At 70.3% G+C, this 13,837-nt stretch carries 15 protein-coding genes and 1 pseudogene; 8 read left to right on the forward strand and 8 right to left on the reverse strand.

Annotated elements, in window-relative coordinates:
- Together AC1D1G_RS30615 and serC are read left to right on the forward strand one after the other, a co-directional pair.
- Window positions 1–284: citrate/2-methylcitrate synthase (locus AC1D1G_RS30615; protein ID WP_477954988.1), on the forward strand; the 284-nt coding region annotated here is incomplete at its 5' end.
- A gap of 41 nt (window positions 285–325) precedes the next feature.
- Window positions 326–1,447 (forward strand): phosphoserine transaminase, encoded by a 1,122-nt coding sequence (gene serC, locus AC1D1G_RS30620; RefSeq protein ID WP_280778596.1) that lies wholly within the window; start codon window positions 326–328, stop codon window positions 1,445–1,447.
- A gap of 64 nt (window positions 1,448–1,511) precedes the next feature.
- Here serC and AC1D1G_RS30625 read toward each other — a convergent pair whose 3' ends face one another.
- Genes AC1D1G_RS30625 through AC1D1G_RS30650 form a run of 6 tightly spaced genes read right to left on the reverse strand, consistent with a single transcriptional unit; the run spans window position 1,512 to window position 7,598 of the window.
- The gene (locus AC1D1G_RS30625) at window positions 1,512–1,997 is read right to left on the reverse strand and encodes a nucleoside deaminase (RefSeq protein WP_280778597.1); all 486 of its coding nucleotides are present in this window, start codon (window positions 1,995–1,997) and stop codon (window positions 1,512–1,514) included.
- The gene (locus AC1D1G_RS30630) at window positions 1,994–2,974 is read right to left on the reverse strand and encodes an ornithine cyclodeaminase family protein (RefSeq protein WP_283330747.1); all 981 of its coding nucleotides are present in this window, start codon (window positions 2,972–2,974) and stop codon (window positions 1,994–1,996) included. Before AC1D1G_RS30630 ends, AC1D1G_RS30625 begins: the two co-directional genes overlap by 4 nt.
- A gap of 23 nt (window positions 2,975–2,997) precedes the next feature.
- Window positions 2,998–3,921, reverse strand: a complete 924-nt coding sequence (locus tag AC1D1G_RS30635; protein ID WP_283330746.1) for an ABC transporter permease — start codon at window positions 3,919–3,921, stop codon at window positions 2,998–3,000.
- Window positions 3,918–5,036, reverse strand: coding sequence for an ABC transporter permease (locus AC1D1G_RS30640; RefSeq protein WP_477954990.1), 1,119 nt, complete (start codon window positions 5,034–5,036; stop codon window positions 3,918–3,920). The genes AC1D1G_RS30635 and AC1D1G_RS30640 overlap by 4 nt, the downstream gene beginning before the upstream one ends.
- Window positions 5,033–6,580, reverse strand: a complete 1,548-nt coding sequence (locus tag AC1D1G_RS30645; protein WP_477954992.1) for an ABC transporter ATP-binding protein — start codon at window positions 6,578–6,580, stop codon at window positions 5,033–5,035. Before AC1D1G_RS30645 ends, AC1D1G_RS30640 begins: the two co-directional genes overlap by 4 nt.
- A 1-nt stretch (window position 6,581) precedes the next feature.
- The gene (locus AC1D1G_RS30650; RefSeq protein WP_477954993.1) at window positions 6,582–7,598 is read right to left on the reverse strand and encodes a BMP family protein; all 1,017 of its coding nucleotides are present in this window, start codon (window positions 7,596–7,598) and stop codon (window positions 6,582–6,584) included.
- A 176-nt stretch (window positions 7,599–7,774) separates the two neighbouring features.
- On the opposite strand from AC1D1G_RS30650, the gene AC1D1G_RS30655 reads away from it, so the two are divergent.
- From AC1D1G_RS30655 to AC1D1G_RS30665, 3 genes are all read left to right on the forward strand, one after another.
- Window positions 7,775–8,521, forward strand: coding sequence for a GntR family transcriptional regulator (locus tag AC1D1G_RS30655; protein ID WP_283330742.1), 747 nt, complete (start codon window positions 7,775–7,777; stop codon window positions 8,519–8,521).
- 117 nt (window positions 8,522–8,638) lie between these two features.
- On the forward strand, window positions 8,639–9,496 hold the full coding sequence (gene sepH / locus AC1D1G_RS30660; RefSeq protein ID WP_009478031.1) for a septation protein SepH: 858 nt from the start codon (window positions 8,639–8,641) through the stop codon (window positions 9,494–9,496).
- 72 nt (window positions 9,497–9,568) lie between these two features.
- Window positions 9,569–10,360, forward strand: a complete 792-nt coding sequence (locus tag AC1D1G_RS30665) for a DUF6928 family protein (RefSeq protein WP_477954994.1) — start codon at window positions 9,569–9,571, stop codon at window positions 10,358–10,360.
- Between the two features lie 45 nt (window positions 10,361–10,405).
- Here the strand turns inward: AC1D1G_RS30665 and AC1D1G_RS30670 are convergent, their stop codons facing one another.
- Together AC1D1G_RS30670 and AC1D1G_RS30675 are read right to left on the reverse strand one after the other, a co-directional pair.
- Complete coding sequence (locus AC1D1G_RS30670; RefSeq protein WP_283330740.1) at window positions 10,406–10,696, reverse strand: DUF2537 domain-containing protein; 291 nt, start codon at window positions 10,694–10,696, stop codon at window positions 10,406–10,408.
- Window positions 10,697–10,698: 2 nt separating this feature from the next.
- On the reverse strand, window positions 10,699–11,505 hold the full coding sequence (locus tag AC1D1G_RS30675; protein ID WP_477954995.1) for a TrmH family RNA methyltransferase: 807 nt from the start codon (window positions 11,503–11,505) through the stop codon (window positions 10,699–10,701).
- A gap of 70 nt (window positions 11,506–11,575) precedes the next feature.
- On the opposite strand from AC1D1G_RS30675, the gene AC1D1G_RS30680 reads away from it, so the two are divergent.
- From AC1D1G_RS30680 to AC1D1G_RS30690, 3 genes and pseudogenes are all read left to right on the forward strand, one after another.
- Window positions 11,576–12,415, forward strand: a complete 840-nt coding sequence (locus AC1D1G_RS30680) for an SDR family NAD(P)-dependent oxidoreductase (protein ID WP_477954996.1) — start codon at window positions 11,576–11,578, stop codon at window positions 12,413–12,415.
- A gap of 61 nt (window positions 12,416–12,476) precedes the next feature.
- Window positions 12,477–13,370, forward strand: a complete 894-nt coding sequence (locus AC1D1G_RS30685; RefSeq protein WP_477954997.1) for an AAA family ATPase — start codon at window positions 12,477–12,479, stop codon at window positions 13,368–13,370.
- Window positions 13,367–13,837: pseudogene (locus AC1D1G_RS30690) on the forward strand (vWA domain-containing protein); the annotation flags it as partial. The gene AC1D1G_RS30685 and the pseudogene AC1D1G_RS30690, both read left to right, overlap by 4 nt.

Genomic DNA, 13,837 nt, shown 5'->3' on the forward strand with positions numbered 1-13,837 from the left:
CCCTCGAACAGGCCGCCCTCGCCGAACTGCGCGAACGCCGCCCCGACCGGGCCATCGAAACCAACGTCGAATTCTGGGCCGCGGTCATCCTCGACTTCGCCGAGGTCCCCGCGCACATGATGCCCGCGATGTTCACCTGCGGCCGCACCGCCGGCTGGTGCGCCCACATCCTCGAACAGAAGCGTCTCGGCAAGCTCGTCCGCCCCGCCGCCATCTACACCGGACCCGCACCCCGCACCCCCGAATCCGTCGAGGGCTGGGACCAGATCGCCCACACCAGCTGACCGTCTCCCCCGCCAGAACCAGTAAGGAACAGAAAGTAGCGATGACCTCCACACCGATCATCCCCGCAGACCTCCTGCCCGCCGACGGACGTTTCGGCTGCGGACCGTCGAAGGTTCGGCCCGAACAGCTGCAGTCGCTGGTCGAGGTGGGCTCCTCGGTGTTCGGCACCAGCCACCGCCAGAAGCCTGTCAAGGACGTCGTCGCCAGCGTGCGGTCCGGCCTCGCCGATCTGTTCTCTCTGCCCGAGGGCTACGAGGTGGTGCTCGGCAACGGCGGCACCACCGCGTTCTGGGATGCGGCCGCGTTCGGCCTGATCCGGGAGAAGTCGCTGCACCTCACGAACGGTGAGTTCAGCTCCAAGTTCGCGTCGGTCGCGAAGAACAACCCGTTCATCGGCGACCCGATCGTCGTCTCCGCCGACCCGGGCAGTGCGCCCGAGCCGGTCTCGGATCCGTCCGTCGACCTCATCGGCTGGGCGCACAACGAGACGTCCACCGGTGTCGCGATCCCCGTCTCGCGTCCCGCGGGCTCGGAGAATGCGCTCATCGCCATCGACGCCACGTCCGGCGCCGGCGGCCTGCCGGTGAACGTCGCCGACGCAGACGTGTACTACTTCGCCCCGCAGAAGTGCTTCGCGGCCGACGGCGGACTGTGGATCGCGCTGATGAGCCCGAAGGCGCTCGAGCGCGTCGCGGAGATCAAGGATTCGGGTCGCTGGACCCCCGACTTCCTGTCGCTGCCCATCGCCGTGGACAACAGCTCCAAGGACCAGACGTACAACACCCCGGCGGTCGCGACGCTGCTGCTGCTCGCCAACCAGATCGACTGGCTGAACGGCAAGGGTGGCCTCGACTGGGCCACCTCGCGTACCGCCGATTCGTCCTCGCGCCTGTACCAGTGGGCCGAGGCCAGCGACTACGCCACCCCGTTCGTCACCGATCCCGCTCACCGCTCGCAGGTGGTCGGCACCATCGACTTCGACGACAAGATCGACGCGGCTCAGGTGGCGAAGATCCTGCGCGCCAACGGCGTCGTCGACACGGAGCCGTACCGCAAGCTGGGCCGCAACCAGCTGCGTGTCGGCATGTTCCCGGCGATCGATCCCGAGGACGTCTCGCAGCTCACGAAGAGCATCGACTGGGTCGTCTCGCAGCTCGGCTGAGTCCCGGCACCCACGTCCGTCAGCCTCCGGCACCTCGGTGCCGGGGGCTGACGGCGTTCGGGGGTCAGTCCGTGTCGAGGAAACGGTGGAACGGTGCGAGCGCCTCGTCGCCGAGATGCGGTCCGCTGACCTCGATCTCGACGCTCGCGGATTCGAGCACGTCGGAGCAGCCCAGCGTGAACCGGGGACCGTCCGGGAGTATCCGGGAGAAGTCCGCGGACGACGCCGCGTAGACCACCCGCGTGATGCCGGCCCACACCATCGCCGCGCTGCACATCGGGCACGGCTCACCGCTGGCATACATGGTGGCGCCGACGAGGTCGCCGGTGCGTCCCTCCCCGCAGGCGGTGGTGATCGCGTCGAGTTCCGCGTGCTCGGTGACGTCGGCGGACGTCGCGACGGAGTTGGCGCCCTCGCTGATCACGTGACCGTCGGCCCCCACCGCCACCGCCCCGAACGGTCTGTTGCCCGCGTCGCCCGTCTCGTCGGCGAGTTCGATGGCTCGCCGCAGGTGCGCAAGGTCCGCGTCGTCGACATCGCTCTGGCTCATCGACTCAAATCCACTTCTGTTCCGACGCCCCGTTCCCGGGCTCTGTCGATCAGTATGCGCGCCGCGGCGAGGTCCTGGAGGCCRATCCCGACGGAGTTGTACAGCGTGATGTCCCGATCGGAGGTGCGGGCGACGGTGCGGCCCGCGATCACGTCGCCCAGCTCCACCGCGACGTCGTCCTCGGTGATCGCTCCCTCGGCGAGCGCCAGCAGCGTCTCCCCCGATTTGGTCATGGTGGTGGCCACCGAGTCGACGACCACCCGGGCACGCCGCATGCCCTCGCCGTCGATCTCCCGGTGGTCCGCGCGCGGGGGCGCACCGACGGCGTTGACGTGCAAGCCTTCGCCGAACCAGGCTCCCCGCACGATCGGGTCCCTCGACGGCGTGAGTGTGCAGAGGACGTCGGAAGACCGGGTGACCGCCTCGGGCGAGTCCATCGGCTTGACCGAGATTCCGAGATCCTCTGTTCGGCTGCGGAATTCCTCGACCGTCGCGTCCGAGCGCGACCACACCAGCACCGTCTCGACGTCCGACACCCGGGTGATCGCCTGGGCGTGTTCGACGGCGAGGGTCCCGGCGCCCACCAATCCCAGCACCCGGCTGCCTCGGCGGGCGAGGTGTTTCGTGGCCACGGCGCTGGCGGCGGCGGTGCGCACGGCGGTGATCAGGCGGCCGTCGAGCAGGGCCTCGCACTCGCCGGTGTCCGCGGACGTCACGAGCACGGCCGAGCGTTGGACGGGCAGACCGCGGGCGGCGTTGCCGGGAAGATCGACGAGCATCTTCACCGCGGCCGCGCCGGCCGACTGAGCCGCCGCGACCATCGGGACGAAGGCCGCGGACTGCAGGGTCATGGCGGGTGGGGCGGGTGCGGACGCCGTCCCGGCGGCCAGGTCGGCGTGCGCCCGTTCCACAGCGGCGAACACCTCGGCGCGGTCGATGAGGCCGGCCACGTCGGAATGGGAAAGGATCAGTGTCACAAGGGTTTCCTCGCTGAGATCGATCAGGACGCGCGCGCGAACGCGACGGTCAGGTTTGCGGGTGAGCGGCTGTTGCGGATGAATCCACTGACCGCGACGATCGCGATCACGTAGGGCAGCATGACGAGCAGGGCGAACGGGACGCTGACACCGAGCGCGGGCAACGCGAACTGGAGCGCCTGCGCGATCCCGAAGAACACGGACGCCCAGATCACGCCGAGCGCGCGCCACCTGCCCGCGATCACGGCCACGACGGCCAGGTACCCGATTCCGGCGGTCATGTTGTCGCTGAACGACCGCACCTCGGAAAGCGCGAGCTGCGCGCCGGCCAATCCCGCCGTCAGTCCCGCGACGAGCACGCACAGGTAGCGGATCTTCCGCACCGGCAGTCCACTCCAGTCGGCCGACTTCGCGTCCTCCCCGACCGCGTCGACGACGAGACCTGCCCGCGTCCGGCGCGACAGCGTGACGGCCAACAGCCCGACCACCGCGAAGCAGAAGTAGCCGAGAGCCGTCTGGGAGAAGAGAGCCGGTCCGAGGATCGGGATCCGGTGCAGCAGCGGGATCTCGAGTGCCGCGAAACCTGGGGCATTCTGCCCCTTGCCGTCCGCGAGCAGCAGCCGGGCGCCGTAGGTGGTGGCACCGAGCGCGAGGGCGTTGCTCGCGATGCCCACCACGATCTGGTCGGCCCGCAGCGTGACGCTCAGCAGTGCCTGCAGCAGTCCGAACAGCACCCCGGCCGCCAGTCCGGCCGCGAGACCGCCCACCGCGGATCCGGTGGCGACGGCGCCGAGCACGCTGGCGAACGCCCCGGTCAGCATCATGCCCTCGAGGCTGAGGTTCAGTACGCCTGCCCGCTCGCTCACCAGTTCCCCGCTCGCGGCCACCAGGATCGGGAGTGCGAATCCCACGCCGCTGACGGCGATGTCCGACACCGTGTTCATCATTGCTTCGCTCCAGCCAGGTCGGGGACGTCGTGGGTCTTCGCCGTCGTCGCGGCCGCGGATCTCGATCTCCCGCCGGTCGCGGTCCACAGCACCGCTCCCGCGATCAGGATGATCATGAGCGATTCCACGATCGACACGGTCGATGCCGGAACACCGGCTGCGAGTTGAAGATTGATTCCACCGGACACGAGGAAGCCGAGCAGTAGCGACACGGCGCCGACGGCGAGCATGGAACCGCGCGCCAGGAGTCCGACGACCAGACCGGAGAACCCGTAGCCGGAGGAGAATCCTTCGACGAGCACGAACGGCGCCGTCGCGACGAGGATCCCGCCCGCGAGCCCGGAGAACGCGCCTGCCGAGGACAGGCTGAGAAATCGCAGCCGTCCGACCGGCAGTCCCAGCCGCGCCGACGCGTCCGGGTTCAGGCCGACGGAGCGCAGTCGCACGCCGACCGCCGTCCGGCGCAGGATCACGCCGACGATCAGCACCGCGACCACGGCGATCCACAGCGCGATCGTCCCCGGCGAACGCTCGATCCCCAGCAACGGCAGGTGCGCGGTTTCGATCAGCGGCGCGGACTGCGGCAGTGTCTCCGACGACGTGACGGGCTGGCGGAGGAGGCTGGGCTCGTGCACCATCAGCAGCACCAGCGCGAGGCCGACGAAGTTCAGCAGCAGCGTCGTGATGATCTCGCTCGTGCCCCGGCGGACCCGCAGGTACGCGGCGATCGCGGCCCATGCCCACCCGGCGCCGGCCGCGGCGAGGAGTACCGCGGTGACGGCGATCGGGGCGGGGGTGTCCTCCCCGAGAGCGGTGCCGACCGCGGTCGCGGCGATGCCCCCGACGCACAGCTGGCCCTCGCCACCGACGTTCACCAGTCCGGCCCTGTGTGCGACGGTGAACCCGGCCGCGACGAGAGCCAGCACCGCGGCAGTGTTGAGCGAGACTCCGATCGCGTAGCTGCTGCCGAACATCCCCTCGGACAGCGCGTCGACGGTCTCGGGCACGGGGGCACCCGCGGCCGCGGCGAGGAGCAGTCCGACGAGTCCCGCGACCGCGATCGCGGCGATTGCCACCGGAAGTGGGTGATGCACCCAGATTCGAAGTCGAGTCATGCCGCCGTTCCCGTCATCAGTTCACCGATGCGCTGCCCCGCAGTGGCCGCCGCCGTGTCGACGGGCCCGAGCAGGGCCCCTCGGTAGCTGACGAAGATGCGGTCGCACAGCGCGAGCAGTTCGGGGATCTCGCTGGACACGACCAGGACTCCGTTTCCCGCGGACGCGCAGCCGCGGAGTTGGTTCAGAACGAATTCGACCGCCCCGATGTCGAGTCCGCGGGTGGGCTGCGCCGCGACCAGACACTGCAGGTTCTCCGTCGACAGTTCGCGGGCGAGGACGACCTTCTGCTGATTGCCGCCCGACAGCGAACCCATCGATGTACCCGGTCCGGGTGTCCGTACCGAGAACTGCTCGATCAGGTCCCCGGCCGCGGCGTCCATCCGGCGGCGGTCGAGCAGACCCATCCTGCGGAAGCGGTGCAGGCGGCCGAGGAAGAGGTTCTCCGACAGGGACAGTTCCGCCACCATCGCCTCCCGGTGGCGGTCTTCCGGCACCACCCCGAGACCGAGCCGGGTGCGTTGGGCCGGGGACGCCGACGTGATGTCGGCGTCGCCGAGCGTGACCGTGCCGGACTCGGGTCGGGTGGCACCGGAGAGCACGGCGACCAGTTCGCTCTGCCCGTTCCCCTCGACGCCCGCGATCCCGACGATCTCGCCGGCCCGCACCTCGAGCCCCACGCCGGACAGGGCGACGCTGCCGTCCGCCCGGGTGGCGCGGACGCCGCGGAGCCCGAGGACGACGGGGCCGGTCGCCCGCCGCTCGGGCATCGCGCCGCCGTCGCTCTCCGCGCCGACTCCCGCGGCGAGCACCGGACCGAGTTCGGACACCGGTCTTCCGACCATCGCCGTCGTCAGCTGGGGGATCGTCAGCTCCGACATGCGGCCCCCGCCTGCCACCTCACCCCCGCGCAATACGGTCGCGGCGTCCGCGACGCGGGCCACCTCACCGAGTTTGTGGGTGACGAGGACGACGGCCTTGCCCGCCGCCGCGACGGCCTGGCACGTCTCGATCAGGGCGTCGATCTCGCCGGGGTCGAGTACCCCGGTCGGCTCGTCCAGCAGGATCAACGCGGGGTCGGTGAGCAGGGCCTTCACGATCTCGACCTTCTGCCGCGCACCGATCGGCATGGCGGAGACCAGCGCGTCCGGATCGATCCTCAGGTGATAGTCGTCGGCGAGTCGATCGAGGCGGGTCCGCAGTTCCGCGCGGCGCAGTCGCAGTCCCCGTCCGGTGAGCAGCAGGTTCTCGGCGACGGTCATCGTGCCGATGAGACTGAAGTGCTGGTGCACCATCGCCACGCCGTCCGCCATCGCGGCCGCGGGCGAACCGGGCGCGTATCGGCGACCGGCCAGGGTCATCGTTCCGGTGTCCGGCCGCAGACCGCCGTACACCACGTTGCAGAGCGTCGACTTCCCGGCCCCGTTCTCCCCGAGGATGCAGTGCACCGTGCCGGGTTGCACCGACAGGTCGACACCGCGGAGGGCCAGGACGTCGCCGAAGCTCTTCCCGATTCCGGTGAGTTGCAGTGCTGGTGTGCTCATGTCAGCCCGCTCGGTAGGGCTCGACGGCACCGGTGGCCAGGGCGGTCTTCGCCTTGCCGAGTGCGTCGGCGACGGCGGGGTCGGCGCTGCAGAGCAGGAAGTCGGTGCCCCCGTTCGGTGACGTCAGGCCGAACGCCACGTTCTCGGCCTTCCACGTCCCGTCCAGGGCGGACTGGACGGCGTATTCCACTTCCTTGCCGATGTCGGTGTGCACGTAGCCGACGTAGGCGGGGTTCGAGCAGTCGCCGGGAATCGGCCCGCCCACCATCAGGGCGCCCGACTGCGTGGCAGCCTGTTCCAGCCCGGACTTGCCGAGGTTCACGATCTGTCCCACCGCGCCCGCGCCGGCGCCGTAGTTGGCGAGCGCGGCCTGCTTCGCCTTGGCCGGGTCGTTGAAGTCGCCCAGGTACTGCGGGGTGAGCACCTGGGTGCCGGGCCGCGCGAACTCGGCGCCGTTGCCGAAGGCCTTCGCGGCGTTCACGATGGCGGGCAGTTCGACGCCGCCGACGAACGACACGGACGGGGTCTCGGACGCCGTCGCCGCGACGGCTCCGCTGAGGAACTCGGCCTCCGCCTGCTGCGGGTCGTAGTAGGCGAGGTTCGGCAGCGGGGACGCGTCGGCGGGTCCGCCGATCTCGACGAATTTCACGTCGGGGAACTGGGGTGCGACCTTGCGGACGTCGGCGTCCGTCTGACCGCCGAGCGAGACGACGAGGTCGTTCGCGGTCGCGAACCGCACCAGGGCCTGCTGGTAGTCGGCGGCGGCGACCTGCTCGACGTAGCTCAGTTCCACCCGGTCACCGAGGGTTTCCTCGAGACGTTGGTAGCCGAGGTATCCCGATTCCATGAAGCCCGTGTCGGAGACGGAGCCGGGGAAGAACACTCCGACGCGGAGGGTGTCACCGGAGGCGGTGCCGGCGTCCGACGACCCGCAGGCTGTCAGGGTCGCCGCGAGAGTCGCGGCCGCGCACAGCGCTGGGACGAGGGTTCGGGCTCGGGCGGAGAAGGTCGTGTTCACGCGCTGGACTCCTTGACTCAGGAACCGCCACAGTTAGCGGTATACCGTTATTTGAATCTTGGGGGCGCGTCATTTCCGCCGTGTTACACAGACGTAAGGACCCGCATCCACCCGAGGGCGGCGCGCGGGTGCGCTCTACGGTGGCTGACGTGGCCACCATGACGACAGGAGACCGCGTGAACGGTGCAACCGACGCGTCGGCGCCGAAGTCACTGCGCGAGACCGCGTACGAAGAACTGCGCAGGCGCATCGTCAACCTGCAGCTCGCGCCGGGCCAGCGCCTGATCGAACGCGACCTCGCCGCGGAACTGCAAGTGTCCCGAATCCCGCTGCGCGAGGCCCTGCAACAGCTCCAGACCGACGGACTCGTCGTGATCGTCCCGCGGCGCGGAGCGATCGTCGCCCCGTTCGGCGTCGACGAGGTCCGCGACCTCTTCGACGTCCGCGAAAGCCTCGAGGTACTCGCGGCCCGGCTCGCCGCGCAGCGAGCGGACGACTCCCATCTCACGGCACTGCGCGACCAACTCACCGCGGCGCGTTCGGCCACAGCGCGCGACGACAAGCCCGCCATCGCCGCCGCGAACGCCGCATTCCACGCCGTCATCGTGGAGATGTCCGGCAGTCCCCTGCTGCAGTCGATGCTGCAACCGCTCGCGACGCGCGTGCAGTGGTTGTTCCACCTCACCAAGGAACGCGATCCCGGACAGCAATGTGACGAGCACGCCGAGTTGTACGACGCGATCGCGGCGGGCGACGCCGACCGCGCCGCCGAGGTCGCGTACCGGCACGTCGCGTCGGGCCGCGAACCCAGCCTCGAGCTGGCCGAACACTGGTCTGCACCGGCGATCGACCCGGTCGAGGCCACCCGCACGAGGCAGCGCACACCCCGCAGGACGGACCGATCACGAAACGACGAAGCCTAGCGCGGCCGCGACGCCGGGACGGGATTTACCCGCGCGTGTCCTGCCGCGCGGGCTGTCACGAATGAATTACAGTTGCCCAGGTGCAAAGTCGCGAGCCGGCGCGATAAGGAGGTCAACGTGCGAGAGCTTCGAGTGATCGGTCTCGAGCCAGATGGATCGCACGTCGTGTGCGCAGATGCCAGTACCGGCGAAAAATTCCGGCTTCCCGCCGATGACAAACTCCGCGCCGCATCCCGCGGGGACATCGCTCGACTCGGCCAGATTGAGATCGAAATGGACAGTCAGCTCAGGCCCCGTGAAATCCAGGCCCGCATCCGTGCCGGCGCCTCCGTCGAACAGGTGGCCGACGAGGCCGGTATCCCCCTGGCGAAGGTGGAGCGGTTCGCGTATCCGGTCCTGCTCGAACGTTCCCGTGCGGCCGAGATGGCGCAGGGCGGACATCCGGTCCGCGACAACGGCCCCGCCGTTCCCACTCTCGCCGAGATCGTCACGCAGGCGTTCCGCGCTCGGGGACACAACATCGACGACGCCACGTGGGATGCGTGGCGCGACGAGGACAATCACTGGGTCGCCCAGCTGCAGTGGCAGGCCGGGCGGACCACCAACGCGGCGCACTGGCGGTACCAGCCGGACGCGCACGGTGGCACCATCGTCGCGCTCGACGACACCGCGTTCGACCTGATCGATCCCGACTTCGGCCGTCCGCTCCGCGGATTGGCGCCGGTGGCGTCCGACGAGCCGGAGCAACTCGAACTCGCCGAGTTCCCCACCGAGGTGGAGGTGCCGACGATCGAGCCCGAGGAGATCATCGAGGCCGACGTCACCGAGGAACCCGAGGACGAGCCCGCCCCGTCCGAGGAACCCGCCGCACCCAAGATCGCCCCGCACCAGACGAACAACAAGGACAAGCGCGGCAAACCCGCCCTCCCGTCCTGGGACGACGTCCTGCTCGGTGTCCGCAGCAGCGGACGCTGACCGTCTGCGCGGTGAGCAGGCCGGAAACACGGTCGGGGTCGTACTCTTTCAGGAAGACACCGGAAGAGAGGGATGACCGTGGGGGCCAAGGTATCAACGATCTGGTACGTCGAAGTCCCCGACCCTGCGGCTGTGCTGCGCGGCCACCCGGAGCCTGATCAGGGCGCGGCGCAGCAACTCGCCTCCCGTCTCTATCCCGACCTGGTGGCCACCCCCACCGGCCCGGTTCCGCTGGCCGAGGCCGCACGGCTCGACGCCGCCGGGACCGTGCACATCGGTTCCTACCCCGGCGTCACCGTCGTGTGCGGGCCCGATCTGGCCGTCCCCCGACCGTCGACACTGCCCGAAACACGCGTCCGGCCCACCGAATTCGCGAAGACGTACTACGTGGCGTCCAAGCCCGACATCGCGTGGGGCTCGTTCGCGACGTGGGAGGACGGGCACCTGACTCGATCGTTCAGCGCGACGCCGGTCCACATCCACGAGGACCTCGGCCTCCCCCTGGTGTGGGAGAGGCCGTTCTGGGCGGGCGACTTTCCGCTGAAACATCCGGCGGGTGTCCTGCCCGACCCGCAGTCGCTGCCGTTCCACCCGCAGCAGTTCGCCGAGGGCGCCAACCGGGAATGGCTGGGCTTCCGGTACACGGGCGCCCCCGAGGGCACCGAGATCGACCCGAAGAAGCTCACCGTGCTCGGCTTCACCGTTCACCCGCCCGGCGAGGGTCCCGAAATCGAGCCTCCCGCCGAGGTGGAACAAGCCGAGGTGGAACTACCTGCCCCCGCTCCCGTCCCCGTCCCGGTGGCCACGCCCGCTCCGCCGCCGGCCCGGAAAGGCGGACTCCTCCGCCGTTACTTCGGTTTCTGACGACCCCGGCCCGAGTCAGGCGCAGTCAGGCGGAGTCAGGCGGAATCAGGCGGCACCGACGAGCAGCGCCGTCCAGCCGGCGACAACTCCGGTCGCAGCCCCGTAGACCAGCCACCGCCAGACCGGTGTCCGGCGCAGCCGCCACACCGACGGCGCGACCCCGGCGACCACGACGAGTTCGAGGACCACCGCCAGGACGAGGTTGATCCGGGCGAGCTGCGAGCCGAAGGCCATGATCGCGACCGCCACCACGGCTGCGGCGAACCCCGCCACGAGAAGTCCCGTGAACCACGGTGTTCCCGTCGGCTGCGGATACGGGGAATGAGGGTGCAGCATTCTCACCGACCCGTGCGGACGCGCTCGTAGAACGCCATCGCCGCCGCCGTCGCGACATTGAGCGAGTCCGTGCCGGGTGCCATCGGGATGCGGGCACGAATGTCCGTGGCCCGCATGGCGTGTTCGGTGAGGCCGGGGCCTTCCGCACCCAGCAGCAACGCCACCTTCTCCCCCGTCATCGCCTCGGCGAGCGTCACCGCCTCGGGGTTCGGGGTCAACGAGATCAGCTGGAAACCCCGCTCCCGCAGGGCGTCCAGGTCGTGCGGCCACTTCGTGACGTGCGCGAACGGGACCCGGAGAACGTGCCCCATCGACACCCGGACCGCCCGGCGGTACAGCGGGTCGGCGCAGCCCTTGCCGAACACCACGGCGTCCACGCCGAGGCCCGCCGCGTTGCGGAACATCGAACCCAGGTTCTCGTGATCGTTGACGCCCTCGAGCACTGCGACCGTCCGGGCGTGCTCGAGCACGTCCGGCAGTTCGAGCGGCGCGGGGCGGCGCGCCGCCGCGAGCACACCCCGGTTGAGGTGGAACCCGACGACCTCGGCCATGACATCCGCCGTCGTCCGGTAAAACGGCACGTCCACGTCCGCGAGGTCGTCCGTGAGTTCCTCCAGCCGCCGGTCGACGCCGAACAACGCGATCGGGTCGAACCGGGACGTGAGCAGGCGCTGCGCCACCAGCACGCCCTCCGCGATCACCAGGCCCTTGCCCTCGGGAAGGTCGGGACGCCGGTCCGAGGAATTGAGATCGCGGAAGTCGTCCAGCCTGGTGTCGGCCGGATCTGTTATGTCGATGACGTGTACCACCGGTCCATCGTGCCGTATGCGGGGCGTCACAGCGTTGACTCCCCTCCACCGAGCGCGAAAGCTCGGAGGAATGAAGCAACTGCAGGGACGCACGGCTCTGGTGACCGGCGCCTCCGGCGGTCTCGGCCGCGTCGTCGCCCGGGCCCTCGCGCGGGAGGGCGTCGCCGTCGCGGTGTCCGGCCGGCGTGAGGACCGACTCGCGGAAGTCGTCGGAGAACTGCATGCGCTCGGTGTGCGCGCCGAGGCCGTGGCCGCGGACCTGAACCGACTCGATCAGCTCGATTCGCTGATCGAACGCGCCGAGACGGCGGTCGGCCCCCTCGACCTGCTGGTGAACAACGCCGGCGTGGAGAACGTCTCGGCCTTCACCCGACTCGACCCCGGCGAGCTCACCGCGATGGTCGACGTGAATCTCACCGCGCCACTGCTTCTCACGCGCCGAGTGGTGCCCGGGATGCTGGGCCGCGGTCGTGGTCACGTGGTGTTCATCTCGTCGCTGGCCGCGAAGATCGGTCCGGCGTACTGCGCGCCGTACGCCGCGACGAAGGCCGGGCTGATCGGTCTCACCCAGTCGCTGCGCGCGGAGTACGCGGGCTCGCCCGTCGGTTTCTCCGTCGTGTGCCCCGGATTCATCGCGGGCGACGGCATGTACCAGCGGATGACGGAACGCGGAATCAGGGCCGGCCGGATCACGGGCGAGACCAGCACCGACAAGGTCGCCGCCGCCGTGATCCGGGCGATTCGGCGTGACCGGCCCGAGATCGTCGAGAGCGGAGCGCCGATCCGCCCGCTGCTCGCGCTGGCGCAGATCGCGCCGGGACTGGTCGAACGGGCGGCCGCGAGGTTCGGCGCCACAGCGATGTTCCGGCGGTTGAGCGAGGACCGCGGCAGGGTGGAGCCGGACGGTTGACCGCCGGCGGGGTTGTCCGAGTCGCGTATCCGGGGGCCGGCACTCACCTAGGCTCGCGGGCGTGAGTGATTCCACGCCGACGGTCGGTTCGCCTGCGGAACTGGCGCGGGCGCTCGACGCCACCGGCTACCTCGCCGACGACGGCGTCGCGATGGCCGCGTTCCTCGCCATCCGTATGGGACGTCCGCTGTTCTGCGAGGGCGAACCCGGCACCGGCAAGACGTCGCTCGCGGCCGCGTTGTCGGAGGCGTTCGGTCTGCCGCTGATCCGCCTGCAATGCCATGAGGGCATCGACGCCGCGCAGGCCCTGTACGACTGGGACTTCCCGCGGCAGTTGCTGCACCTGCGGACGCTGGAGGCGGCGAGCGACGGCATGCTCGAGGCCGACACGGTCGAACGTTCGCTGTACACCGAGCGGTTCCTGCTGGCGCGGCCCTTGCTGCGGGCGCTCACCGAAGCGCCGTGTGTGCTGCTCGTCGACGAGATCGACCGCGCCGACGACGAGTTCGAGGCGTTCCTGCTGCAGGTGCTCGACGAGAATGCCGTCACCATCCCCGAACTGGGCGAGGTGCGGGCGGCGACACCACCGCTGGTGGTGCTCACATCCAACCGCACCCGCGAGGTGCACGACGCCCTCAAACGCCGCTGCCTGTACCACTGGCTCGAACACCCCGATCTGGCGCGGGAGGTCGCGATCCTGCGCCGCCGCATCCCCGGCATCGGGGCCGAACTCGCCGGTCAGGTCGCCCGGGCCGTCCACTCCCTGCGCGAGATGGAACTGCTCAAGCCGCCGGGGGTGGCCGAGTCGCTGGACTGGGCCCGCGCACTGCGGGAACTCGATCGGGACGTGCTGGACGCGGAGACCGCCGCCGCGACGCTCGGCGCGGTCCTCAAGTACCGCGAGGACCTCGAACGGGTGGCCCGCGTTGGACTGGACCGGCTCCTGGCGGGATGAGAGGCATGTCCACGAACCCGGACATCGGTGACCCGCTGGTGGGCATCGCCGGGTTCGCGCACGCCCTCGCGGCGGCGGGACTGTCGGTCGCGTCGGACGCCGTCGCCGCGTTCGCACGGGCCCTCCGCCAGGTGGATGTGGGCGATCCGAGTCAGGTGTACTGGGCGGGTCGCGCGACGCTGTGCCGCGGTCCCGACGACATCCCGCGGTACGACTCGGCGTTCTCGGCCTGGTTCGGCGGTACCGTCCCGGCGCGCACGCCGCGGTCCGGGGAGCAGCCGCGCCGCGCCGCAACAGCGGCGCTGACCACGACGGACGGCGGCGACACCGGTGGGAACGCGCCGCATCTGCGGGTCGCCGCGGACGACACCGAGGTGTTGCGCCACCGGGACATCGCCGACCTCACCGCGGCCGAGCGCGCGCACCTCGCCGAACTGATCGCCGCCCTGCGCCCGCGGCCCCCGACC

Source organism: Rhodococcus sp. P3_B8 (genome assembly GCF_056402775.1).

Excerpts from the sequence above, each read along its gene's own strand:
- AC1D1G_RS30680 (WP_477954996.1), top strand. The coding sequence starts at position 11,576 with ATGAAGCAACTGCAGGGACGCACGGCTCTGGTGACCGGCGCCTCCGGC.
- AC1D1G_RS30645 (WP_477954992.1), bottom strand. The coding sequence starts at position 6,580 with ATGAGCACACCAGCACTGCAACTCACCGGAATCGGGAAGAGCTTCGGC.
- AC1D1G_RS30635 (WP_283330746.1), bottom strand. The coding sequence starts at position 3,921 with ATGATGAACACGGTGTCGGACATCGCCGTCAGCGGCGTGGGATTCGCA.
- AC1D1G_RS30670 (WP_283330740.1), bottom strand. The coding sequence starts at position 10,696 with ATGCTGCACCCTCATTCCCCGTATCCGCAGCCGACGGGAACACCGTGG.
- AC1D1G_RS30625 (WP_280778597.1), bottom strand. The coding sequence starts at position 1,997 with ATGAGCCAGAGCGATGTCGACGACGCGGACCTTGCGCACCTGCGGCGA.
- AC1D1G_RS30665 (WP_477954994.1), top strand. The coding sequence starts at position 9,569 with ATGACCGTGGGGGCCAAGGTATCAACGATCTGGTACGTCGAAGTCCCC.
- serC (WP_280778596.1), top strand. The coding sequence starts at position 326 with ATGACCTCCACACCGATCATCCCCGCAGACCTCCTGCCCGCCGACGGA.
- AC1D1G_RS30640 (WP_477954990.1), bottom strand. The coding sequence starts at position 5,036 with ATGACTCGACTTCGAATCTGGGTGCATCACCCACTTCCGGTGGCAATC.